Source organism: Pseudomonas brassicacearum (assembly GCF_003732265.1).
In the GTDB taxonomy this organism is placed as follows: domain Bacteria; phylum Pseudomonadota; class Gammaproteobacteria; order Pseudomonadales; family Pseudomonadaceae; genus Aquipseudomonas; species Aquipseudomonas brassicacearum_D.
This window is the reverse complement of sequence record NZ_MOBK01000002.1, coordinates 477,401-500,582: the sequence shown is the minus strand read 5'-3', so window position 1 is coordinate 500,582 and position 23,182 is coordinate 477,401. Positions and strand designations below refer to the sequence as shown.

Below are 23,182 nucleotides of genomic sequence, written 5' to 3'. Positions count from 1 at the left end.
CGGTATCCCTGTGAAACCCGGACCAATGTGGGAGCCGGGTGCGCCGTTAAAGGTCAGCCAGGGTCGACACCAGGATCGCCTTGATGGTGTGCATGCGGTTTTCCGCTTGCTCGAAGGCGATGCAGGCCGGCGACTCGAACACGTCATCGGTCACTTCGATGCCGTTCTTCAGGTTCGGGTACTGCTCGGCAATCTGCTTGCCGATCTTGGTGTCACTGTTGTGGAAGGCCGGCAGGCAGTGCATGAACTTGGTGCGTGGGTTGCCGGTGGCTTTCATCAGTTCGGCGTTGACCTGATACGGCAGCAGTTGCTGGATACGTTCAGCCCAGGCTTCGACCGGTTCGCCCATCGAAACCCAGACGTCGGTGTGGATGAAGTCCACGCCTTTGACCGCGGCTTTGGTGTCTTCGGTCAGGGTGATGCGCGCGCCACTTTCTTCCGCATATTTGTGGCAGCGCTCAACCAGATCATCCAGCGGCCACAGTGCTTTCGGCGCGCAGATACGCACGTCCATGCCCAGCTTGGCGCCGATCAGCAGCAGCGAGTTGCCCATGTTGTTGCGGGCGTCGCCCAGGTAGACGTAGCTGATCTCGTGGATCGGCTTGTCGGCGTGCTCACGCATGGTCAGCACGTCGGCGATCATTTGCGTCGGGTGGTATTCATCGGTCAGGCCGTTGAACACGGGCACGCCGGCAAACTTGGCCAGTTCCTCGACGATTTCCTGCTTGAAGCCACGGTACTCGATGGCGTCGTACATGCGGCCCAGCACGCGGGCGGTGTCCTTCATGCTTTCCTTGTGGCCGATCTGCGAAGAGTTCGGGTCGATATAGGTGACGTTGGCGCCCTGGTCATAAGCGGCGACTTCGAAGGCGCAACGGGTACGGGTCGAGGTTTTTTCGAAGATCAGCGCGATGTTGTTGCCTTTGAGGTGCTGCTGCTCGGTGCCGGTGTACTTGGCGCGCTTGAGGTCGCGGGACAGGTCGAGCAGATAACGCAATTCGCGAGGGGTGTGGTGTTCCAGGCTCAGCAAATTACGGTTGTGAATGTTGAAAGCCATGATGGATCTCCTTAGGTGTCGGTAATCCCCCTGGCCCTGCTTGCCTTCGGGTAGAAGGCAGCCGCGGCCAGGGCTCAATGATTAATAGTCGATAGGGTCGCGAATGATCGGGCAGGTCATGCAGTGGCCGCCCCCGCGTCCACGGCCCAGTTCGCCGGCGCTGATGGTGATGACCTCAATGCCCGCCTTGCGCAGCAAGGTATTGGTGTAGGTGTTGCGGTCGTAGCCGATGACTACGCCCGGCTCCACGGCCACCACGTTGTTGCCGTCGTCCCACTGTTCGCGTTCGGCAGCGAAGCTGTTGCCGCCGGTTTCGACGACCCGCAACGCTTTCAGGTTGAGGGCCTTGGCTACGGTGTCGAGGAACGTGCCGTCTTCGCGTCGGATGTCGATGCCGCCCGGTTTTTTCTCGTCCGGACGCAGGGTGAAGGCGACGATCTGGTTCACGACTTCAGGGAAAATGGTCACCAGGTCGCGGTCGCAGAAGCTGAACACGGTGTCCAGGTGCATCGCGGCGCGGGATTTCGGCAGGCCGGCGACGATGACTTTTTCCACGGCTTTGTTCTTGAACAGGTTGAGCGCCAGTTGGCCTATGGCCTGACGGGACGAACGTTCGCCCATGCCGATCAGCACCACACCGTTACCGATTGGCATCACGTCGCCGCCTTCAAGGGTGGAGCTGCCGTGATCCACGTCCGGGTCGCCGTACCAGATCTCGAATTCGGCGTTGGTGAACTGCGGGTGGAATTTATAGATGGCGGTGGTCAGCAGTGTTTCCTGACGGCGCGCCGGCCAGTACATCGGGTTCAGGGTCACGCCACCGTAGATCCAGCACGTGGTGTCGCGCGTGAACTGGGTGTTTGGCAGTGGCGGCAGAATGAAGCTGGAGTGGCCGAGGAAGTCGCGGAACATCTGGATGGTCTTGCCACCGAAGGTGTCCGGCAGGTCATCGGCGGAGACACCGCCAATCAGGAACTCGGCGATATGACGCGGCTCCAGGCTTTTCAGCCAGGATTTCACTTCGTTGATCAGGCCCAAACCCACCGAATCGGCGGTGACCTTGCGTTCCAGAATCCAGTCCAGCGCTTCGGGGATGGCGACGATGTCGGTCAGCAGGTTGTGCATTTCTACAACGTCGATCCCGCGTTCGCGCATCTTGGTGACGAAGTCGAAGTGGTCACGCTTGGCTTGGGCGACCCACAGCACATCATCAAACAGCAGTTCGTCACAGTTATTCGGGGTGAGCCGCTGGTGGGCCAGGCCGGGGGAACAAACCATGACTTTGCGCAGTTTGCCGGCTTCGGAATGCACGCCGTACTTAACTTTTTCCGTGGTCATTACAGTGATCCTCCAGATGACAAATTATTCAGGTGTTACAGGGTCAGGAAGCCGGAATACAGTCCATAGGCCGCCACCACGGCACCTATGATCACGGCTGCAAAAATCAGCTTCTCGACGTTGGTGAAAACAGGTTTGCCCAGTTCCCGCTTGGCCTTGGCGAACAGGATCACGCCGGGCGCATAGAGCAGGGCGGACAGCAGCAGGTATTTGGTGCCGCCGGCGTAGACCAGCCAGACCGCGTAGATCACCGCGATGGCGCCGATCAGCAGGTCCTTGGTGCGTTCGCCCGAATTGTTTTCGTAAGTCTCGCCGCGCACCGCCAGCAGCAGCGCGTAGGCCGCCGACCACAGGTAAGGCACCAGGATCATCGAGGTGGCGAGGTAGATCAGCGACAGGTAGGTACTGGCCGAAAACAGGGTGATGATCAGGAACAGCTGGACCATCGCGTTGGTCAGCCACAGGGCGTTGACCGGCACGTGGTTGGCGTTTTCCTTGCGCAGGAACTCCGGCATGGTGTGGTCCTTGGCGGCGGCGAACATGATCTCCGCACACAGCAGCACCCACGACAGCAAGGCCCCCAGCAGCGAGATGATCAGACCGACGCTGATCAGCACCGCGCCCCAGTCACCGACCACATGCTTGAGCACTGCCGCCATCGACGGGTTCTGCAGCTTGGCCAGTTCCGGTTGGGTCATGATCCCCAGGGACAACACGTTCACCAACACCAGGAACAGCAGTACGGTGATGAAACCGATGACGGTGGCTTTACCCACGTCGCTGCGTTTTTCCGCGCGGGCCGAGAAAATGCTCGCGCCCTCGATGCCGATGAACACCCAGACGGTGACCAGCATCATTTTGCGCACCTGATTCATCACGCTGCCCAGGTCCGGGTTTTTCAGGCCCCAGATGTCGGCGGTGAAGATGTCCAGTTTGAAGGCGAAAATCGCGATCAACACAAACAGCACCAGCGGCACGATCTTGGCGACCGTGGTCACCAGGTTGATGAATGCCGCTTCCTTGATCCCGCGCAACACGAGGAAATGCACACCCCAGAGCAACACCGATGCACCGATGATGGCTGCGACCGTATTACCCTCACCAAAAATCGGGAAAAAGTAACCGAGGGTGCTGAACAACAGCACGAAGTAGCCGACGTTGCCCAGCCAGGCACTGATCCAGTACCCCCAGGCGGAAGAGAAACCCATGTAGTCGCCGAAACCGGCTTTGGCGTAGGCGTACACCCCGCCATCCAGATCAGGCTTGCGGTTGGCCAGGGTTTGAAAGACGAAGGCCAGCGTGAGCATGCCGACGGCGGTAATGGCCCAACCAATCAGGACCGCGCCAACGTCGGCACTGGCGGCCATGTTTTGTGGCAAAGAGAAGATCCCGCCACCAATCATTGAGCCGACTACCAGTGCAACCAATGCGCCGAGTTTCAGTTTTCCGGGGGATTCAGACATCGCATGACTCCAGTGCAGGAGAAGAGAGACAACAGAGTAGTTCTGTTAGCTGTTCGAACATCTGACTTAGATCAGTGCATTGGCACATTCCATTGTTAATTAAAGACTTTTGGATGCTACTTCGGCCACACACGGACTGCCGCAGAAGCCTAGTCCAGACCGCTCGCTCAGAGCTATCCGAAATAAGAGAGCTTGGCTGGCGATCTTTAAATTAGTTCGTTTTGGCGTTTCCGCAAATATTTGGTACGCGTTTCCAGTGCAGAATTCATTTATTAGGATTAATCCAACAATTCGCTCTTTGCCCTGATGCACATAGAATGATCGGTTATAAATAAATGGTCCCGAAATGGCGTTTTCTAATAAACGTTATTACGCTGTACCTATTTAGTTAAGCCAACCCTGTGAAGGTTGCAAAAACATGACAGCCCCCGGCCGACTGTGGAAAAGAATGGAGATGCAGGAATGTCACAACCCACGCAAAAGCTACGCTTGAGCGCACTGATCGCCTTGGTGGTGGGGTCGATGATTGGCGGCGGGATTTTCTCGCTGCCGCAGAACATGGCGGCGCGGGCCGATGCGGGAGCGGTGCTGATCGGCTGGGCCATCACGGCTGTCGGCATGCTGACCCTGGCGTTCGTCTTCCAGACCCTGGCCAATCGCAAACCCGAACTGGACTCCGGGGTGTACGCCTACGCCAAGGCGGGATTCGGTGACTACATGGGATTCTCGTCGGCCTGGGGATACTGGATCAGTGCCTGGCTCGGCAACGTCGGTTATTTCGTGTTGCTGTTCAGCACCCTCGGTTATTTCTTTCCGGTCTTTGGCCAGGGCAACACGCCGATTGCCATCGGCTGCGCTTCGGTGCTGCTGTGGGCCGTGCATTTTCTGGTGATGCGCGGGATCAAGGAGGCGGCGTTCATCAACCAGGTGACCACCGTGGCCAAGATCGTGCCGCTGATCATGTTCATCGTCATCGCCGCCGTCGCCTTCAAGGCCGACATTTTTACCCGGGACATCTGGGGCCGTAGCAACCCGAGTTTCGGCGGGGTGGTGGACCAGGTGCGCAATATGATGCTGGTGACGGTGTTCGTGTTTATCGGCATTGAGGGTGCCAGTGTGTATTCGGCGCGTGCGGAGAAACGCTCGGACGTGGGCCGGGCGACGGTCATCGGTTTTCTCGGGGTGCTGGCGTTGTTGGTGCTGGTGAACGTGTTGTCGCTGGGCATCATGAGTCAGCCGGAACTGGCCAACTTGCAGAACCCGTCACTGGCAGCGGTGCTGGAACACATCGTCGGGCCCTGGGGCGCGTTGCTGATCAGTGTCGGCCTGGCGATTTCGCTGCTGGGGGCGTTGCTGTCCTGGGCGCTGCTGTGTGCCGAGATCCTGTTCGCCACGGCCAAGGACAAGACCATGCCGGCCTTCCTGAAAAAGGAAAACGCCAACCATGTGCCGGTCAACGCGCTGTGGCTGACCAACGTGATGATCCAGCTCTTCCTGCTGATCACCCTGTTTTCCGCCGGCACGTACACCAGCCTGATCTACCTCGCATCCTCAATGATTCTGGTGCCTTACCTGTGGTCGGCAGCGTATGCGGTGTTGTTGAGCGGGCGCGGCGAAACCTACGAGCACGCCAGCGCCGAGCGCACCAAGGATCTGATGATCGGCGGGATCGCGCTGGGGTATGCGGTGTGGTTGCTGTATGCCGGCGGGGTCAAATACCTGCTGCTTTCGGCGCTGTTGTATGCACCGGGGGTGATTCTGTTTGCCAAGGCCAAGCATGAGCAGGGCGAGCCGCTGTTCACTCATATAGAGAAGGGCATTTTTACCGGTGTCCTGATCGGTGCCGGGTTGGCCGCTTATGGGTTGTACAGCGGCTTGCTGTCGTTGTGAGGGTGTTGCTGGCGTATCGACCGCCGTATGACTGGTCGGCGATGTTGCAGTTCTTGTCGGCGCGGGCGGTGGCCGGTATGGAAGTCGTGGCCGACGGGGTTTACTCGCGCAGCATCGGGTTGAACGGTGTTCACGGCACGTTTTCGATCGGGCCGGTGGGCGGTGATGCGCTTGAGCTGACGCTGGATTTTCCGGACGCGTCAGCAGTGCCGGAGATCGTGGCGCGGGTGCGGCGGATGTTTGATCTGGATGCGGATTTGCCGTCGATTCACCGGCAGTTGAAGCGGGACCCATTGATGGAACGCTTGATTGCCGAGCGTCCGGGCTTACGCGTGCCGGGGGCCTGGAATGGGCTGGAACTGGCGATTCGCGCCGTGCTGGGGCAGCAGATTACCGTGGGTGTGGCGATCCGGTTGGCGGGTAAGTTGGTGGCGCAGTATGGGGCGCCGTTGCTGTCGCCGCGGGCGGGTTTGAGCCATGTGTTTCCTGAGCCGACGGTGTTGGCGCAGGCGGATCTGGCGACGTTGGGCATGCCGAAAAGTCGGGGGCGGACGTTGTCGGGTGTGGCTCAGGCGCTGCTGGATGATTCGCTGTTGTTTGCGCCGGGGCGAGAGGGCGGTGTGGCGCGGTTGTTGGCGTTGCACGGGATTGGTGACTGGACGGCGCAGTACATTGCCTTGCGCCAGTTGCGCGAGCCGGATGCGTTTCCGTCCGGGGATGTGGGGTTGATCAAGGCGTTGGCGGCGCTTGAGGGCGGGCCGGTGACGGCGCGGGAATTGCTGTTGCGCGCCGAGGCGTGGCGACCTTGTCGAGGGTATGCGGCGCAGTTGCTTTGGACATCGTTGAGCCGGATGGACTGAGCTGATCCGGGCTTTGTGGTGAATACTCGGACCCCTTCGCGAGCAAGCCCGCTCCCACATTAAATTGATGTCGTTCGCAGATTTTGTGAGCAACACAGTTCTAATGTGGGAGCGGGCTTGCTCGCGAAGGCGATCTGACAGTCACCACCACTGCGCGCGATGGGAACCCAATTCAGTGGCCGGCAGTGCCCACTGCAAGGGAGTACCGCTGATTTTCAGCGGCACATGCAGCCGATGCGCCGGGCCCCAAGGTGTCTGCTCAACCACCAGCCCCTGATCCTTTTCATCCTCTGCCTGCAACGCCTCAGCTGTTCCCGGGCCATTTTCAATCAGCAACTTTGCCGTACGTGCCAACGAAAGCCGCGCCGAACCCCCACGCCCCAACAACCTGATCGCCGCAGCCGCCATCAAATATCCGGTCGCGTGATCGAGTGCCTGCACCGGCAACGGCGTCGGTTTGTCGGCGTTCTTCCACTGCATCCCGGCCTCGGCAATCCCGCTGCTCATCTGCACCAGGCTGTCGAAACCGCGGCGGTTCTGCCACGGTCCGCTCCAGCCGTACGCATTGAGGCTGACATCGATCAGGCCCGGCGCGAGTCTGCGGCGTTCGGCAGCTCCGTAACCCATGCGTTCCAGAGCATCGGCGCGGTAGCCGTGCAGGAGGATGTCGGCGTCCTTGAGCAGCGTTTCGAACACCGCGCGATCATCGCTGTTGTGCAGGTCCAGGCGGGCGCAGCGTTTGCCCAGGGTGACTTCGGGCACGACGCCGGGTTCGTTCCAGGTCGGTGGGTCGATACGCAGTACATCCGCTCCGAGACCGGCGAGAAAACGGCTGGCGACGGGGCCGGCCAGGACGCGGGTCAAGTCCAGCACCTTGAGCCCGGCCAGTGGCTGAGCGATGGAGCCTTGCCACGGTTTCATCGGTTGATCTGTGTCGCCGCTGAACTGAATCAACGGCTCGGCGTTCACGGCCAGACCTTGCGGATGTTGCTGCCATTGCGCCCAGGTGCGCATCTCGGCGGCGCACCCTCCGGCGTCGACGACGGCCTGTTCCAGATCACTGTTGACCCATTGCGCCACGTTGCTCGCCATCGCCGCGCGGTCGGTACAAGTGCCAAGCACGCTTTCAACCGCAGCGCGGTGATGGGGCGCGTTGGTGTGCAGGCGGATCCAGCCGTCCTTCGTCGCGTAGTCACCGGCAATCGGGTCCCACAGTGGCGGAACGCTCCAGCCGATGGGGCGGATCGAGGTGGCGAACCAGAAAGACGCGAGGCGGCGGTCGACTTCGACACCGGGCAAGCGGTCGGTGTGTTGCAGCAATAACTCGCTGACCGCCTGCCCGGCCGCGGCGATGCTGGCGCAGGCGAGGTCGGTCACGGCAAACGCCGAGGGCAGGGCACCGCTCGACGTGAAGAGGATTGGGGTGTGGGGCAAGCCGAGTGCGGTTTGAATGGACGTGAGTAGATCAGTCATCGAAGGCCCTCCGGAACGAGAGCCCGATCATAGTTCAAAAAACTGGCTGGCCGGATGAAACGATGATGTCTGCCTCGACACTGCCCCCTTGTAGGAGTGAGCCTGCTCGCGATAGCGGTCTAACATTCAACAACTAGGTCGACTGACACTCCGTCATCGCGAGCAGGCTCGCTCCCACAGGGGATAGGCGGTGATTTCTAGACCCGGAACTGGTCCATCAATTTCATCTGGTGGGTGGTCAGCGAGTTGAGCTGGCTGCTGATCTGCGCGGATTCGGTGGCCTGGCCAGTCAGGGTTTCGGTGACGGTGCGGATCGCCGAGACGTTGCGGTTGACCTCTTCGGCCACCGCGCTTTGCTGTTCGGCGGCGCTGGCGATTTGCAGGTTCATGTCGCTGATCACCGTCACTGCGTCACTGATTTTGCCCAAGGCCTGCACCGCTTGCTGGATCTGCCCGGCGTTGTTGTGGGCTTGGGTCTGGCTCGAATGCATGGTGGCGACCACGCCGCGCGTGCCGCTCTGGATGCGTTCGATTACCTGGCGAATTTCTTCCACCGAGTCCTGGGTGCGTTTGGCCAGGTTGCGTACTTCATCGGCGACCACCGCAAAACCGCGTCCGCTCTCGCCGGCACGCGCCGCTTCAATCGCGGCGTTAAGCGCCAGCAGGTTGGTCTGCTCGGCGATGCTGCGGATCACTTCCAGTACCGAACCGATCTGCTCGCTGTTGACCGCCAGCGCTTCGACTTCGGTCACGGCTTTGCTGACTTCGTCGGCCAGTTGATTGATGTCGCGGGTGCTGCGCTCGATGATCTGCATGCCATCGCGGGCCGACTGGTCAGCCCCTTTGGCGGCGTTGGCCGCGTTCGAGGCGCTATTGGCCACGTCGTGGGCGGTGGCGCTCATTTCGTTGGACGCGGTGGCGACCTGGTCGATTTCGCGGAACTGCACCTGCATGCCTTCGCTGGTCTGACGGGCGATTTCCGAAGACTGGTCGGCGGTGCCGCGGGCGTCGGTGATGCTTTGCTTGATCTGCGCGATGGTCGGTTGCAGCTTGTCGAGGAAGCGGTTGAACCAGCTGACCAGTTCGCCCAATTCGTCTTTCTTGTTGTAGTGCAAACGCTGGGTCAGGTCGCCGTCGCCGCTGGCAATCGCCTTGAGCATCTCGGCCACGCTGTTGATCGGCCGGGTCACGCCCGAGGCGGTGAGCCAGGTCAGCAGCAAACCTACCAGGCCGGCGACAACAGCCACCAGCACCGCTTTGATCGTGCCGCTTTGCTGGGCGTCATCGAGCACCGCTTGCAGTTTCACCGAATCGGCCAGCAATACTTGTTTAGGCAGGTCGATCACCACGGCCCAGGCCTTCGAATCGGTAATCGGACTGACTGGGTACACCGCGCGAATCAGGTCGCCTTGCTGCAAAACCTTCGGCGCACCACTACTGAGCAATTGCAGGATGTCTTTGCCGTCCGCGCCGAGGGTTTCGCCGATAGGCTTGCCGACTTTACCGGCGTCGACACTGTAGGCTGCCAGCACGCCGGTGCCGGAGACGATCAGCATGTGCCCGGCGCTGTTGAACAGTTCACGCTGGGAATCGACCGCCGCCGCTTGCAGCGCATCGAGGGCAATGTCGATACCGACCACGCCGATGGATTTGCCATCCACCAGCAGCGGCACGGAAATGGTGGTCATCAACACTTCTGTTTTATTAGCGCCGACGGTATCGGCGTAGGGGTCGAGCAGGCAGGTACGCTTGCTGTCGCGCGGGCAGGTGTACCAGACGTTGTAGGGCGTGCCGCTGAGGTTCAGGGTGGTTTTGGTCATGTCCTCTTCGACCATGACGGTGTTGAGCGTCTCGCCCCCTGCGCGGCTCCAATACGTGGCGAAACGCCCGGCTTCGTTGGACTGGCGCACCGCATCATTGACGAACTCGCTGTCCTTGCCATCCAGCCCGTTGGGCTCGAACGCCAGCCAGACGCCCAACACTTTCCCATTGCGCTCGAACGCGGTCTTGATGCTCTGGTTCAACTCTTCACGCAGGGCGCCGGCCTCCAGTGAACGCTTGGCGGCCATGGTGCGCATGTCCTTGATCTGGTCCGCCAGCGCGGTCACCACCGTCAGGGTTTCGCCGAAGGTCTTCTGCACCCGCACGGCCTGTTCAGCCGCCTTGGCTTGCAGCAGATCCTGCACACTGTCGGTGAGCATCTTGCTGCTGGAGGCGCTGACCAGATCATCGTTCTGATTGGTCTGGTAAATGTTCATGCCGACGATCAGGGCGACCACGCCGAGCAGACACAGGCCGGACAGCAAAACGATTTTCAGACGGATAGAGAGAGAGTCGAACATAGGGCGAACTCACAAATGGATGAGGTGTTGGCAAGGAGTCGAGGTCGACTCGCTACGCCAAATCCATTCAGCGCCATGCAATGCACATCGGCGCCATGTGACGGTTGCATGAACCTACGCCGACGAACGGTAGCAGGTGAACGTTTGCGCAGGAAAAAGCCCTGAAATGGCCGGGAATTCAGGACATTCTCGGCAGAGATTCCGGCCGGATTCAGTTTGGGGGACCAGGCTTGATCGGGATGGTCCAGGCACACGCGGACCCTTGTAGGAGTGAGCCTGCTCGCGATAGCGGTGTATCAGCAAACTTCAATGTCGACTGACACGGCCTCATCGCGAGCAGGCTCACTCCTACACAGGGGATCTCCACAGGGATTTCGATTACTCGGCGTTGCAGAGCGCCAGGCAGTTATCGAGCATGCGGTTGGAGAAGCCCCATTCGTTGTCGTACCAGGCCAGCACCTTCAGCAGTTTGCCGCTGGATTTGGTGTGGTTGGCGTCGAAAATCGACGACAGCGGGTTGTGGTTGAAGTCGCTGGAAACCAGCGGCAGGGTGTTGTACCCGAGAATTTTCGAATGCTGGCTGGCTTCTTTCAGCAGCGCGTTCACCTCCTCGGCCGACGCTTCGCGTTTCAGCTGAACGGTCAGGTCCACCAGTGACACGTTGATCACCGGTACGCGCACGGCCATGCCGGTCAGTTTGCCTGCCAGTTCCGGCAGCACCAGGCCAACGGCTTCAGCGGCACCAGTCTTGCTCGGGATCATGTTCTGCGTGGCGGAACGGGCGCGGTACGGGTCGGTATGGTAGACGTCGGTCAGGTTCTGGTCGTTGGTGTAGGCGTGGATCGTGGTCATCAGACCGCTTTCGATCCCCAGTTCTCGGTGCAGCACTTGGGCGACCGGCGCCAGGCAGTTGGTGGTGCACGACGCGTTGGAAATGATCTGGTGGTGCTGGCGCAAAATGTCGTGGTTAACCCCGTACACCACGGTGGCGTCGGCGCCTTTGGCCGGTGCCGAGATGATGACTTTGCGTGCGCCGGCCGTAATATGCGCGGCGGCTTTGGCGCGGTCGGTGAACAGACCGGTGCATTCGAATACCACATCAATTTTTTCCGCAGCCCAGGGCAGCTCGGCCGGGTTGCGAATGGCGCTGACCGCAATCCGGTCGCCGTTGACCGTCAGGCTCTCCTGATCGTGCTGGACATCGGCGTCGAACGTGCCGTGAACAGTGTCGTACTTGAGCAGATGAGCGTTGATTGCGCTGTCTCCCAAATCGTTGATGGCCACGATCTGCAGATCCTGGCGATAGCCTTGGGTATACAGTGCTCGCAGGACGTTGCGGCCAATCCGGCCAAAACCATTGATTGCGATTCGAAGAGTCATTTACAGCGCCGCCGTCGTTTTGTTGTTGGAATTACAAGATTATTCGCATAAAAATAGAAAACAAGCCTTTTTAATGGCAATATTTTGTTCAATCTACAACGAGTGACCTGAATCAACTGGTCCGACCGATCAAGAAAAGCCGTTTGTCATCCCAATCACAACGGTCCTTGTTCAGCATAGACAATCAGGTCGCCACATCCGTTAGCCTGGAGTTCTACACATGCATCCCCGCGTCCTTGAGGTCACTGAACGGCTTATCGCCCGTAGCCGCGCCACGCGTGAGGCCTACCTTGCACTGATTCGCGGTGCGGCCAGCGACGGTCCGATGCGCGGCAAGCTGCAATGCGCCAACTTCGCCCACGGCGTGGCGGGTTGCGGCACCGAAGACAAGAACAGCCTGCGGATGATGAACTCCGCCAACATCGCCATAGTTTCGTCATATAACGACATGCTCTCGGCGCACCAGCCGTACGAAGTCTTTCCGGAACAGATCAAACGAGCGCTGCGCGAGATCGGTTCGGTCGGCCAGTTCGCCGGCGGCACCCCGGCCATGTGCGATGGCGTGACCCAGGGTGAGCCAGGCATGGAGCTGAGCCTGCCGAGCCGCGAAGTGATCGCGATGTCCACCGCCGTGGCGTTGTCCCACAATATGTTTGACGGCGCCCTGATGCTTGGCATCTGCGACAAGATCGTGCCGGGCTTGATGATGGGCGCGTTGCGTTTCGGTCATCTGCCGACGATTTTTGTGCCGGGCGGGCCGATGGTCTCGGGCATTTCCAACAAGCAGAAAGCCGATGTGCGCCAGCGCTACGCCGAAGGCAAGGCCAGTCGCGAAGAGCTGCTGGAGTCGGAAATGAATTCCTACCACAGCCCTGGCACCTGCACGTTCTACGGCACCGCCAACACCAATCAGTTGCTGATGGAAGTCATGGGCCTGCACTTGCCGGGCGCGTCCTTCGTCAATCCGAACACGCCGTTGCGCGATGCCCTGACCCGCGAAGCGGCGCATCAGGTCACCCGCTTGACCAAACAGAACGGCGACTTCATGCCGATTGGCGAAATCGTCGACGAGCGTTCGCTGGTCAACTCCATCGTGGCCCTGCACGCCACCGGCGGCTCGACCAACCACACGCTGCACATGCCGGCCATCGCCATGGCGGCAGGCATCCAGTTGACCTGGCAGGACATGGCCGACCTCTCCGAAGTCGTGCCGACCCTGAGCCACGTCTACCCGAACGGCAAAGCCGACATCAACCACTTCCAGGCAGCGGGCGGCATGTCGTTCCTGATCCGCGAACTGCTGGACGCCGGGCTGCTCCACGAAAACGTCAACACCGTGCTCGGCCACGGCCTGCGCCGTTACACCATGGAACCGTTCCTCGATAACGGCGAACTGGTCTGGCGCGAAGGCGTGACCGACAGCCTTGACGAAAGCATCCTGCGCCCGGTTGCTCGTGCGTTCTCGCCAGAGGGCGGTTTGCGCGTGATGGAAGGCAACCTCGGTCGCGGTGTGATGAAAGTCTCGGCCGTGGCGCTGGAAAACCAGATCGTCGAAGCACCGGCCATGGTGTTCCAGGATCAGCAGGATCTGGCAGACGCCTTCAAGGCCGGTCTGCTGGAGAAGGATTTTGTCGCGGTGATGCGCTTCCAGGGCCCCCGTTCCAACGGCATGCCGGAACTGCACAAGATGACGCCGTTCCTCGGTGTGCTGCAGGATCGCGGCTTCAAAGTGGCGTTGGTCACGGACGGACGCATGTCCGGCGCCTCGGGGAAAATCCCGGCGGCGATTCACGTCAGCCCCGAAGCGTATGTCGGTGGCGCTTTGGCGCGGGTGCAAGAGGGCGATATCATCCGCGTCGATGGCGTCAAAGGCACCCTGGAGCTTAAGGTGGACGCCGACGAATTCGCGGCGCGCGAACCTGCCAAGGGCCTGTTGGGCAATAACATTGGCAGCGGACGCGAGCTGTTTGGTTTCATGCGCATGGCCTTCAGCTCCGCAGAGCAGGGCGCCAGCGCCTTTACTTCTGCCCTGGAGACGCTTAATTGAAACTGGCTTTGGTCGGTGACATCGGTGGGACCAACGCTCGTTTCGCGTTGTGGAAAAACCAGCAATTGGAAAGCGTTCAGGTGCTGGCGACGGCCGACCACGCCAGCCCGGAAGAGGCGATTGCCCTCTACCTGAGCGGGCTCGGTCTGGCGTCGGGTTCGATCGGCTCGGTGTGCCTGTCGGTGGCCGGCCCGGTGAGTGGCGATGAATTCAAGTTCACCAACAATCACTGGCGCCTGAGCCGCAAGGGTTTCTGCAAGACCTTGCAGGTCGAGCAACTGTTGCTGGTCAACGACTTCTCGGCGATGGCGCTGGGCATGACCCGTTTGCAGCCGGGCGAATTTCGGGTGGTCTGCGAAGGCACCCCGGAACCGTTGCGGCCGGCGGTGGTGATTGGTCCAGGCACGGGCTTGGGCGTCGGCACCTTGCTGGACCTTGGCGAAGGGCGTTTTGCCGCGTTGCCGGGGGAGGGCGGTCACGTCGATTTGCCGCTGAGCAGCCCGCGGGAAACGCAGCTGTGGCAGCACATCTTCAATGAGATCGGGCATGTCAGCGCTGAAACCGCGTTGAGCGGCGGCGGCTTGCCACGGGTTTACCGGGCGATTTGTGCGGTGGACGGTCACACGCCGGTGCTCGAAACACCGGAAGCGATCACCGCTGCCGGGCTCGCGGGCGACCCGATTGCCCTGGAAGTGCTGGAACAGTTCTGCTGCTGGCTCGGCCGCGTGGCCGGCAACAACGTGCTGACCACCGGTGGGCGCGGCGGCGTGTACATCGTCGGTGGGGTGATCCCGCGCTTTGCCGATTTCTTCCTCGAAAGTGGTTTTGCCCGGTGCTTCGCCGACAAGGGCTGCATGAGCGATTACTTCAAGGGCATCCCGGTGTGGCTGGTGACCGCGCCGTATTCCGGCCTGATGGGCGCGGGCGTGGCGCTGGAGCAATCCAACCCGACTTGAAATGCAATCAAAATGTGGGAGCGGGCTTGCTCGCGAAAGCGGTTTTACATTCAACACATTCGTTGACTGACACTCCGCTTTCGCGAGCAAGCCCGCTCCCACAGTAGTGTTGTAGTGTTTGTAAAAATGGTGCATCAGGCATAATCCGCCCAATTCAAACAACAAGGACGCCGCCCCGTGAGCTCAGTCAACAAGTCGATTTTGTTGGTCGATGACGATCAAGAGATACGCGAGTTGCTGGATACCTACCTGACTCGCGCCGGTTTCCAGGTTCGTACCACGCCCGATGGCGCCGGTTTTCGCCAGGCTTTGAACGAGGCGCCGAGCGATCTGGTGATCCTCGACGTGATGCTCCCCGACGAAGACGGCTTCAGCCTCTGCCGCTGGGTTCGCCAGCATCCCCGTCAGGCGCAAGTGCCCATCATCATGCTCACCGCCAGTTCCGACGAGGCCGACCGCGTTATCGGCCTGGAGCTCGGCGCCGATGATTACCTCGGCAAACCCTTCAGCCCACGAGAATTGCAGGCGCGCATCAAAGCCCTGTTGCGCCGCGCGCAATTTGGCCAGGAGCGTAATGGCGGTGAAGTGCTGGCGTTCGACGAGTGGCGCCTGGACATGGTCAGCCATCGGCTGTTCCACACCGATGGCGAAGAAGTGATTCTGTCCGGTGCCGACTTCGCGCTGCTGAAACTGTTCCTCGATCACCCGCAGGAAATCCTCGACCGCGATACCATCGGCAACGCCACCCGGGGGCGCGACCTGATGCCGCTGGACCGCATCGTCGACATGGCGGTCAGCCGCTTGCGTCAACGTCTGCGTGACACGGAAAAACCGCCACGACTGATCCGCACCGTGCGCGGCAGCGGCTACCAATTGGCAGCCAATGTGGTTGCCAGCAATGGCCACTGAGTTTCTCAACAAACTTGCCGCCCGCGTGCCGGTGCCCCGTTCGCTGCTCGGGCGGATGTTGCTGCTGACGTTGCTGGCGGTGCTGTTTGCGCAGACGTTGTCGAGCGTGATCTGGGTCTCGCAATTGCGTGCCACGCAGCTTGAAGGGCTGGTCACTGCCGCCCGCAGCCTGGCGCATTCGATGACGGCCAGCGTCAGTTACTTCCGCTCGTTGCCCGTCGCTTTCCGGCCGTTGGTACTGGATCAGTTGCGCAGCATGGGTGGCACCCGTTTCGTGGTGACACTCAACGACAAACCCTTGGGCATGGAAGTGCTGCCGATCACCCCACGCAAGGAAGCCGTGCTCAAAGCCGTGGACCAGGTGCTGCGCGAATCCCTCGGCCATGACACGGATATCTCGGTGACTTTCGTCAGTCCTGAAGACCTGCGGATCTTCAACAGCGGGTTGAAACTCGATGAGTTGCCGCGCTCATGGGCCCATTACGCGTTGACGCTGGAGCCGGTCAACCCACCCGTGCTGGTCACGCAAATCCAGATGGCGCCGGGGGAATGGCTGTACATCGCGTCATTGCTGCCCGAGCCCTACACCAGTCTTGAAGAGCAAGGCCTGCCGGCGCAACAGGTCTGGTTCATCGTCCTCACCAGCAGCTTTTTGCTGTTGTTCATCGGCTTGCTGGTGCACTGGCAAAGTCGCCCGCTCAAGCGCCTGGCGCGGGCCGCGCGCGACATGTCGCTGGGGGCTGATGTGCAACCGGTGGCCGAGGGCGGTGGCAGCGAAGTGGTCGAAGTGGGGCGCGCGTTTAACGCCATGCGCGAACGCATCAGCCGTTACCTGACGGAGCGTAGCCAGTTGTTCAGCGCGATTTCCCACGACCTGCGCACGCCCATCACCCGTTTGCGCCTGCGCGTGGAATTGCTGGAAGACGAGAAGCTGCAAGCCAAGTTCGGGCGTGACCTGGATGAGTTGGAGTTGCTGGTCAAAGGCGCGCTGCAATGCGTGAAAGACACCGACATCCACGAAAACATCGAACCGGTGGACCTCAATCACGTGCTCGATTGCCTGGTGGAACCGTACCTGGCGCCTAACGGCAATGGTCGCGTGACCCAACAGGGTCGGGCGCTGGCGGCGTATCCGGGGAAACCGCTGGCGCTTAAACGCTGCATTGGCAACCTGATCGACAACGCCCTGAAATACGGACAAAACGCGCATTTGCACATCGATGACGATGAGAGCGCGTTCATCCTGCATGTCGATGACGAAGGGCCGGGCGTGCCGGAGCAACGGCTGGAGCAGGTGTTCGAACCGCACTTCCGTCTGGCCGGGCAGCAGCAGGGTTATGGGCTGGGGTTGGGGATTGCGCGCAACATTGCGCATAGCCATGGCGGGGAGGTCAGCCTGCAAAACCTGCGTGAGGGTGGGTTGCGGGTGACGTTGCAGTTGCCGCGCAGTGTTGACTAGATAGACCGCGTTATCGTTCTTCGCGAGCAGGCTCGCTCCCACAGGGGATTTGTGCACACCGCAAACCAATGTGGGAGCGAGCCTGCTCGCGAAGGCGTCAGACCATTAAACAAATATCTCCGGCCAAATGTCACAAACCAGTGACATAACTCGCCCCCTTCGTTACAAGCCCGCCCCCGCCCGTTGTTTAGACTGCCCTCAGTCAAAACAACAAAAAAGGCACCCCATGGACACCTTCCAACCGGTCTTCAGCAGTTGGCTGAACGCGCCTGCCCATCAGCAATGGCTCGCCGCCGAAGGCCTGCGCCTGCTGGCATTCGCCAAGGCTTCAAAGCTCCCTGAAGGCTTCGGCAATCTCGACGAAAAAGGCCACCTCCCGGCCAACGCCCGCGCTGAAACCATGAACACCGCGCGCATGACGCACAGCTTCGCCATGGCGCATATTCAGGGCTTGCCGGGGTTTGCCGAGTGGGTGGATCACGGTGTCCAGGCCCTCAGCGGCCCGTTGCGCGATGCCGAACATGGCGGCTGGTTTGCCGTCGCTCACGCGCTCGATGGCAACACCGGCAAGGCCGCTTATCTGCATGCCTTCGTGGCCCTGGCCGCCAGTTCTGCGGTGGTCGCGCAACGTCCCGGCGCACACGCCTTGCTCGATGATGCGATCAACATCATCGACACGCATTTCTGGAGCGAGGAGGAGGGCGCCATGCGCGAATCCTTCAACCGCGACTGGAGCGAAGAAGAAGCTTACCGCGGCGCCAACAGCAACATGCACGCCACCGAAGCCTTCCTCGCGCTGGCCGATGTCACCGAAGAAAGCCGTTGGCTATGCCGTGCGCAGCGCATTGTCGAGCGAGTGATCCACGGTCATGCCGCCGCCAACGATTACCTGGTGGTCGAGCATTTCGACCGCCAGTGGCAGCCGTTACGGGAATACAACCACGACAACCCGGCCGACGGTTTCCGCCCCTACGGCACCACCCCGGGCCACGGTTTTGAATGGGCGCGCCTGCTGCTGCACCTCGAAGCGGCGCGGGTTCAGGCTGGCATGCTCACGCCGGGCTGGCTGGCCACCGACGCGCAAAAACTTTTCGACCACAACTGCCGTCACGGCTGGAACATCGACGGGCTGCCCGGGATTGTCTACACCCTCGACTGGGACAATCGCGCGGTGGTTCGCCATCGCCTGCACTGGACTCATTGCGAAGCCAGCGCTGCCGCCAGCGCGTTGCTCAAACGCACGGGCGATGAGCAATACGAACGCTGGTACCGGCTGTTCTGGGAATTTTGTGACACTCATTTCATCGACCGTTGTGACGGCAGCTGGCATCACGAACTCGATCCGCAGAATCGCCCAAGCGCCGACATCTGGGCGGGTAAACCCGATCTGTATCACGCCTGGCAAGCCGTATTGATTCCACGACTGCCCCTGGCACCCAGCATGGCCACGGCTCTGGCAAGGTTGTCTCAGAGCGTTCCTGTGTAACCATGTGGTGACATTCAAGCGTCCCTTCGTTACCTGCGAGGGGATAACTCCTGTTTAAAATCCTATGCAGCGCAAGCACCAGACTTGCATGCATAACAACAAGAAAGGTACTTCTAGATGAATGCGATTTCTCGCCTCGCTACTGTCATTTCTCTCGTCTCCCTGTCTGCGATCCCTCTCAGTGTGCTTGCCGCCGAATCCAAAGGTTCCGTGGAAGTGGTTCACTGGTGGACGTCGGGTGGTGAAAAAGCAGCGGTCGATGTGCTCAAGGCCCAAGTCGAAAAAGACGGCTTCACCTGGAAGGACGGCGCTGTTGCCGGGGGTGGCGGTGCTACCGCCATGACCGTGCTCAAGAGCCGTGCCGTTGCCGGTAACCCGCCAGGTGTGGCGCAGATCAAAGGTCCGGACATCCAGGAATGGGCGTCTACCGGCCTGCTCGACACCGACGTCCTGAAAGACGTTGCCAAATCGGAGAAGTGGGACAGCCTGCTCGACAAGAAAGTCTCCGATACCGTGAAGTACGAGGGTAACTACGTGGCCGTGCCGGTGAACATTCACCGCGTCAACTGGCTGTGGATCAACCCGGAAGTCTTCAAGAAAGCCGGCATCACCAAAAACCCGACCACCCTCGAAGAATTCTACGCCGCCGGCGACAAGCTCAAGGCTGCGGGCTTCATTCCGCTCGCCCACGGCGGCCAGCCTTGGCAGGACAGCACCGTGTTCGAAGCCGTGGTGCTTTCGGTCATGGGTGTCGATGGCTACAAGAAAGCCCTGGTCGATCTCGACAACGCTGCGTTGACCGGTCCTGAAATGGTCAAGGCGCTCACCGAGCTGAAGAAAGTCGCGACCTACATGGACGTCGACGGCAAAGGCCAGGACTGGAACCTGGAAGCGGCCAAGGTCATCAACGGCAAGGCCGGCATGCAGATCATGGGTGACTGGGCCAAGTCCGAATGGACCGCCGCCAAGAAAGTCGCCGGCAAGGACTACGAGTGCGTAGCGTTCCCGGGCACCGACAAGGCGTTCACCTACAACATCGACTCCCTGGCCGTGTTCAAGCAGAAAGACGCGGGCACTGCAGCCGGTCAGCAGGACATCGCCAAGATCGTCCTGGGTGAGAATTTCCAGAAAGTCTTCAGCATCAACAAGGGCTCGATCCCGGTTCGCAACGACATGCTGGCCGACATGGACAAGTACGGTTTCGACTCCTGCGCCCAGACCGCTGCCAAGGACTTCCTGGCGGACGCCAAGTCCGGCGGCCTGCAGCCGAGCATGGCGCACAACATGGCGACCACGCTGGCCGTACAGGGTGCGTTCTTTGATGTCGTGACCAACTACATCAACGACCCGAAAGCCGACCCGGCCGATGCCGCCAAGAAACTCGGCGCAGCGGTCAAGTCTGCCAAGTAATGCCTGGCCCCTGTAGGAGCGAGCCTGCTCGCGATCGCGGTGTATCAGTTGATACATCCAGAGACTGACACTCAGCGATCGCGAGCAGGCTCACTCCTACAAGGGCAGCATTTCCAAAGTAAATTTCTCTCGTACTGGATTTCCCCATGAGTTCTGTTGCTGTGTTCAGCAAGGCCTCGCCGTTCGATGCATTGCAACGCTGGCTCCCTAAACTGGTGCTGGCGCCGAGCATGTTCATCGTTCTGGTGGGCTTCTATGGCTACATCCTGTGGACGTTCGTTCTGTCGTTCACCAGTTCGACCTTTCTACCGACTTACAAATGGGCAGGCCTGGCTCAATACCAGCGGCTGTTCGACAACGACCGTTGGTGGGTGGCGAGTAAGAACCTGGCCGTTTTCGGCGGCATGTTCATCGGTATCACCCTGGTGATCGGTGTGTTGCTGGCGGTGTTTCTTGACCAGCGCATTCGTCGCGAAGGTTTCATCCGCACCATTTACCTGTACCCGATGGCGCTCTCGATGATCGTCACCGGTACCGCCTGGAAATGGCTGCTCAACCCGGGCATGGGCCTGGACAAATTGCTGCGTGACTGGGGCTGGGAAGGCTTTCGCCTGGACTGGCTGATCGACCCGGATCGCGTGGTGTATTGCCTGGTCATCGCTGCGGTCTGGCAAGCCTCGGGCTTCATCATGGCGATGTTCCTCGCCGGCCTGCGTGGCGTTGATCAATCGATCATCCGTGCCGCCCAGATCGATGGTGCGAGCATGCCGCGCATTTACCTGAAAGTGGTGTTGCCAAGCCTGCGTCCGGTGTTCTTCAGCGCCGTGATGATCCTCGCTCACATCGCGATCAAGAGTTTCGACCTGGTGGCGGCCATGACGGCCGGCGGCCCGGGTTACTCCTCCGATTTGCCGGCGATGTTCATGTATTCCTTCACCTTCAGTCGCGGCCAGATGGGCATGGGCTCGGCCAGTGCGATTCTGATGCTCGGTGCGATTCTCGCAATCATCGTGCCTTACCTGTACTCCGAGCTGAGGACCAAGCGTCATGACTAGTTTCGCTGCCAAACCTTCCATCAGCCTGAGTCGCATCGCGATTTACGGCGTGCTGATCCTCGCCGTATTTCTGTACCTGATACCGCTGGTGGTCATGCTGTTGACCAGCTTCAAGACGCCGGAAGACATCAACACCGGCAACCTGCTGAGCTGGCCGACCGTGGTCAGCGGCATTGGCTGGGTCAAGGCCTGGGGCACCGTCGACGGGTATTTCTGGAACTCGATCAAGATCACCGTCCCGGCGGTATTGATCTCCACCGCCATCGGAGCACTGAACGGCTATGTGCTGTCGATGTGGCGCTTTCGCGGCTCGCAGTTGTTCTTCGGTCTGCTGCTGTTCGGTTGCTTCCTGCCGTTCCAGACCGTCCTGCTGCCCGCCTCGTTCACCCTCGGCAAGATGGGCCTGGCGAGTACCACCACGGGCCTGGTGTTTGTGCACGTGGTCTACGGCCTGGCGTTCACCACGCTGTTCTTCCGTAACTACTACGTCAGCGTTCCCGATGCGCTGGTGAAGGCGGCGCGGCTCGATGGCGCGGGTTTCTTCACGATCTTCCGCCTGATCATCCTGCCGATGTCCACCCCGATCATCATGGTCTGCCTGATTTGGCAGTTCACCCAGATCTGGAACGACTTCCTGTTCGGCGTGGTGTTCTCCAGCGGTGACTCGCAACCCATCACGGTGGCGTTGAACAACCTGGTCAACACCAGTACCGGGGCCAAGGAATATAACGTTGATATGGCGGCGGCGATGATCGCCGGGCTGCCGACCCTGCTGGTCTATGTGGTCGCAGGCAAGTATTTCGTGCGCGGGCTGACGGCCGGCGCAGTCAAGGGGTAATCATGGCTACGCTCGAACTTCGCAATGTAAACAAGACTTATGGCCCCGGCCTGCCGGACACCCTCAAGGACATCCATCTGTCGATCAAGGACGGTGAGTTCCTGATCCTGGTCGGACCTTCGGGTTGCGGCAAATCGACCCTGATGAATTGCATCGCCGGCCTGGAAACCATCACCGGCGGCGCGATCATGATCGATGACCAGGACGTCAGCGGCATGAGCCCCAAAGACCGCGACATCGCCATGGTGTTCCAGTCCTACGCGCTGTACCCGACCATGAGCGTGCGCGAGAACATCGCCTTCGGCTTGAAGATTCGCAAAATGCCCGCCGCCGACATCGAAACGGAAGTGGCGCGCGTGTCCAAGCTGTTGCAGATCGAACACCTGCTTAACCGCAAGCCCGGCCAGCTCTCCGGTGGCCAGCAACAGCGCGTGGCCATGGGCCGTGCCCTGGCGCGTCGACCGAAGATCTACCTGTTCGACGAACCGCTGTCCAACCTCGACGCCAAGCTGCGGGTCGAGATGCGCACCGAAATGAAACTGATGCACCAGCGCCTGAAAACCACCACGGTCTACGTGACCCACGACCAGATCGAAGCGATGACCCTGGGCGACAAAGTGGCGGTGATGAAGGACGGGATCATCCAGCAGTTCGGCACGCCGAAAGACATCTACAACAACCCGGCCAATCTGTTCGTGGCGAGCTTCATCGGTTCACCGCCGATGAACTTCATCCCCCTGCGTTTGCAACGCAAGGACGGTCGTCTCTACGCGCTGCTCGACAGCGGCCAGGCCCGTTGCGAGTTGCCGCTGGGCATGCAGGACGCCGGTCTCGAAGACCGCGAAGTGATCCTTGGCATGCGCCCTGAACAGATCGTGCTGGCGAACGGCGAGCCGAACGGTTTGCCGACGATCCGCGCGGAAGTCCAGGTTACCGAGCCGACCGGTCCCGACACCCTGGTGTTCGTCAACCTGAATGAAACCAAAGTCTGCTGCCGTCTGGCACCGGACGTTGCACCGGCTCCGGGCGAAACCCTGACCCTGCAATTCGATCCGTCGAAAGTGTTGTTGTTCGATGCCAAGACCGGGGAGCGCTTGGGTGTGGCCGGCGCGCCCAAGACCGAAGCATCGGTAGGCAACATCGCACAATTCAAAGGCCGGTAAAGATCAAATGTGGGAGCGGGCTTGCTCGCGAAAGCGGTGTGTCAGTCAGCGTGGAT

The 23,182-nt window shown here is 60.5% G+C and carries 17 protein-coding genes and 1 pseudogene; 11 read left to right on the top strand and 7 right to left on the bottom strand.

Features of this window, described 5'->3' with window-relative positions; genetic code table 11:
• Positions 1 to 46 precede the first annotated feature (46 nt).
• From BK660_RS08510 to arcD (BK660_RS08500), 3 genes are all read right to left on the bottom strand, one after another.
• On the bottom strand, positions 47 to 1,057 hold the full coding sequence (locus BK660_RS08510; protein ID WP_123432934.1) for an ornithine carbamoyltransferase: 1,011 nt from the start codon (positions 1,055 to 1,057) through the stop codon (positions 47 to 49).
• 81 nt (positions 1,058 to 1,138) lie between these two features.
• Positions 1,139 to 2,395 (bottom strand): arginine deiminase, encoded by a 1,257-nt coding sequence (gene arcA, locus BK660_RS08505; RefSeq protein ID WP_123432933.1) that lies wholly within the window; start codon positions 2,393 to 2,395, stop codon positions 1,139 to 1,141.
• A gap of 35 nt (positions 2,396 to 2,430) precedes the next feature.
• Positions 2,431 to 3,858, bottom strand: a complete 1,428-nt coding sequence (gene arcD / locus BK660_RS08500) for an arginine-ornithine antiporter (protein ID WP_123432932.1) — start codon at positions 3,856 to 3,858, stop codon at positions 2,431 to 2,433.
• A gap of 462 nt (positions 3,859 to 4,320) precedes the next feature.
• Between arcD (BK660_RS08500) and arcD (BK660_RS08495) the strand changes: the two genes are divergently transcribed.
• Both arcD (BK660_RS08495) and BK660_RS08490 read left to right on the top strand, forming a co-directional pair.
• Complete coding sequence (gene arcD, locus BK660_RS08495) at positions 4,321 to 5,748, top strand: arginine-ornithine antiporter (protein ID WP_123432931.1); 1,428 nt, start codon at positions 4,321 to 4,323, stop codon at positions 5,746 to 5,748.
• Positions 5,745 to 6,608, top strand: a complete 864-nt coding sequence (locus BK660_RS08490; RefSeq protein WP_123432930.1) for a DNA-3-methyladenine glycosylase family protein — start codon at positions 5,745 to 5,747, stop codon at positions 6,606 to 6,608. Before arcD (BK660_RS08495) ends, BK660_RS08490 begins: the two co-directional genes overlap by 4 nt.
• Before the next feature lie 141 nt (positions 6,609 to 6,749).
• Here BK660_RS08490 and BK660_RS08485 read toward each other — a convergent pair whose 3' ends face one another.
• The 4 genes and pseudogenes from BK660_RS08485 to gap form a co-directional block, all read right to left on the bottom strand.
• Positions 6,750 to 8,081 (bottom strand): CoA transferase, encoded by a 1,332-nt coding sequence (locus BK660_RS08485; RefSeq protein WP_123432929.1) that lies wholly within the window; start codon positions 8,079 to 8,081, stop codon positions 6,750 to 6,752.
• Between the two features lie 197 nt (positions 8,082 to 8,278).
• Positions 8,279 to 9,034: a methyl-accepting chemotaxis protein gene (locus BK660_RS33590; protein ID WP_371258943.1), complete on the bottom strand. Its 756-nt coding sequence runs from the start codon at positions 9,032 to 9,034 to the stop codon at positions 8,279 to 8,281.
• Between the two features lie 102 nt (positions 9,035 to 9,136).
• Positions 9,137 to 10,150: pseudogene (locus BK660_RS33585) on the bottom strand (methyl-accepting chemotaxis protein); the annotation flags it as partial.
• A 651-nt stretch (positions 10,151 to 10,801) separates the two neighbouring features.
• Positions 10,802 to 11,803, bottom strand: a complete 1,002-nt coding sequence (gap, locus tag BK660_RS08475; RefSeq protein WP_027922963.1) for a type I glyceraldehyde-3-phosphate dehydrogenase — start codon at positions 11,801 to 11,803, stop codon at positions 10,802 to 10,804.
• Between the two features lie 220 nt (positions 11,804 to 12,023).
• On the opposite strand from gap, the gene edd reads away from it, so the two are divergent.
• From edd to BK660_RS08425, 9 genes are all read left to right on the top strand, one after another.
• Positions 12,024 to 13,850, top strand: coding sequence for a phosphogluconate dehydratase (edd, locus tag BK660_RS08470; protein ID WP_027922964.1), 1,827 nt, complete (start codon positions 12,024 to 12,026; stop codon positions 13,848 to 13,850).
• Positions 13,847 to 14,806 carry a glucokinase gene (locus BK660_RS08465; protein WP_123432927.1) on the top strand — a complete coding sequence of 320 codons (960 nt, stop codon included), beginning with the start codon at positions 13,847 to 13,849 and terminating at the stop codon, positions 14,804 to 14,806. The genes edd and BK660_RS08465 overlap by 4 nt, the downstream gene beginning before the upstream one ends.
• Positions 14,807 to 14,983: 177 nt before the next feature.
• Complete coding sequence (locus BK660_RS08460) at positions 14,984 to 15,715, top strand: response regulator (protein WP_123432926.1); 732 nt, start codon at positions 14,984 to 14,986, stop codon at positions 15,713 to 15,715.
• The gene (locus BK660_RS08455; RefSeq protein ID WP_123432925.1) at positions 15,705 to 17,174 is read left to right on the top strand and encodes an ATP-binding protein; all 1,470 of its coding nucleotides are present in this window, start codon (positions 15,705 to 15,707) and stop codon (positions 17,172 to 17,174) included. Before BK660_RS08460 ends, BK660_RS08455 begins: the two co-directional genes overlap by 11 nt.
• 226 nt (positions 17,175 to 17,400) lie before the next feature.
• Positions 17,401 to 18,660 carry a D-mannose isomerase gene (locus tag BK660_RS08450; RefSeq protein WP_123432924.1) on the top strand — a complete coding sequence of 420 codons (1,260 nt, stop codon included), beginning with the start codon at positions 17,401 to 17,403 and terminating at the stop codon, positions 18,658 to 18,660.
• Positions 18,661 to 18,777: 117 nt separating this feature from the next.
• Positions 18,778 to 20,070, top strand: a complete 1,293-nt coding sequence (locus tag BK660_RS08445; RefSeq protein WP_123432923.1) for an ABC transporter substrate-binding protein — start codon at positions 18,778 to 18,780, stop codon at positions 20,068 to 20,070.
• Positions 20,071 to 20,216: 146 nt separating this feature from the next.
• Complete coding sequence (locus BK660_RS08435) at positions 20,217 to 21,125, top strand: carbohydrate ABC transporter permease (RefSeq protein WP_017340433.1); 909 nt, start codon at positions 20,217 to 20,219, stop codon at positions 21,123 to 21,125.
• Complete coding sequence (locus BK660_RS08430) at positions 21,118 to 21,963, top strand: carbohydrate ABC transporter permease (RefSeq protein WP_027922971.1); 846 nt, start codon at positions 21,118 to 21,120, stop codon at positions 21,961 to 21,963. The genes BK660_RS08435 and BK660_RS08430 overlap by 8 nt, the downstream gene beginning before the upstream one ends.
• Before the next feature lie 2 nt (positions 21,964 to 21,965).
• Positions 21,966 to 23,126 (top strand): ABC transporter ATP-binding protein, encoded by a 1,161-nt coding sequence (locus tag BK660_RS08425; RefSeq protein WP_123432922.1) that lies wholly within the window; start codon positions 21,966 to 21,968, stop codon positions 23,124 to 23,126.
• The last annotated feature ends 56 nt before the right edge of the window (positions 23,127 to 23,182 follow it).

Excerpts from the sequence above, each read along its gene's own strand:
- BK660_RS08430 (WP_027922971.1), top strand. The coding sequence starts at position 21,118 with ATGACTAGTTTCGCTGCCAAACCTTCCATCAGCCTGAGTCGCATCGCG.
- BK660_RS08445 (WP_123432923.1), top strand. The coding sequence starts at position 18,778 with ATGAATGCGATTTCTCGCCTCGCTACTGTCATTTCTCTCGTCTCCCTG.
- BK660_RS08435 (WP_017340433.1), top strand. The coding sequence starts at position 20,217 with ATGAGTTCTGTTGCTGTGTTCAGCAAGGCCTCGCCGTTCGATGCATTG.
- BK660_RS08450 (WP_123432924.1), top strand. The coding sequence starts at position 17,401 with ATGGACACCTTCCAACCGGTCTTCAGCAGTTGGCTGAACGCGCCTGCC.
- arcA (WP_123432933.1), bottom strand. The coding sequence starts at position 2,395 with ATGACCACGGAAAAAGTTAAGTACGGCGTGCATTCCGAAGCCGGCAAA.
- BK660_RS08510 (WP_123432934.1), bottom strand. The coding sequence starts at position 1,057 with ATGGCTTTCAACATTCACAACCGTAATTTGCTGAGCCTGGAACACCAC.
- BK660_RS08425 (WP_123432922.1), top strand. The coding sequence starts at position 21,966 with ATGGCTACGCTCGAACTTCGCAATGTAAACAAGACTTATGGCCCCGGC.
- arcD (WP_123432932.1), bottom strand. The coding sequence starts at position 3,858 with ATGTCTGAATCCCCCGGAAAACTGAAACTCGGCGCATTGGTTGCACTG.
- BK660_RS08455 (WP_123432925.1), top strand. The coding sequence starts at position 15,705 with ATGGCCACTGAGTTTCTCAACAAACTTGCCGCCCGCGTGCCGGTGCCC.
- BK660_RS33590 (WP_371258943.1), bottom strand. The coding sequence starts at position 9,034 with ATGCAGGTGCAGTTCCGCGAAATCGACCAGGTCGCCACCGCGTCCAAC.
- edd (WP_027922964.1), top strand. The coding sequence starts at position 12,024 with ATGCATCCCCGCGTCCTTGAGGTCACTGAACGGCTTATCGCCCGTAGC.
- arcD (WP_123432931.1), top strand. The coding sequence starts at position 4,321 with ATGTCACAACCCACGCAAAAGCTACGCTTGAGCGCACTGATCGCCTTG.
- gap (WP_027922963.1), bottom strand. The coding sequence starts at position 11,803 with ATGACTCTTCGAATCGCAATCAATGGTTTTGGCCGGATTGGCCGCAAC.
- BK660_RS08485 (WP_123432929.1), bottom strand. The coding sequence starts at position 8,081 with ATGACTGATCTACTCACGTCCATTCAAACCGCACTCGGCTTGCCCCAC.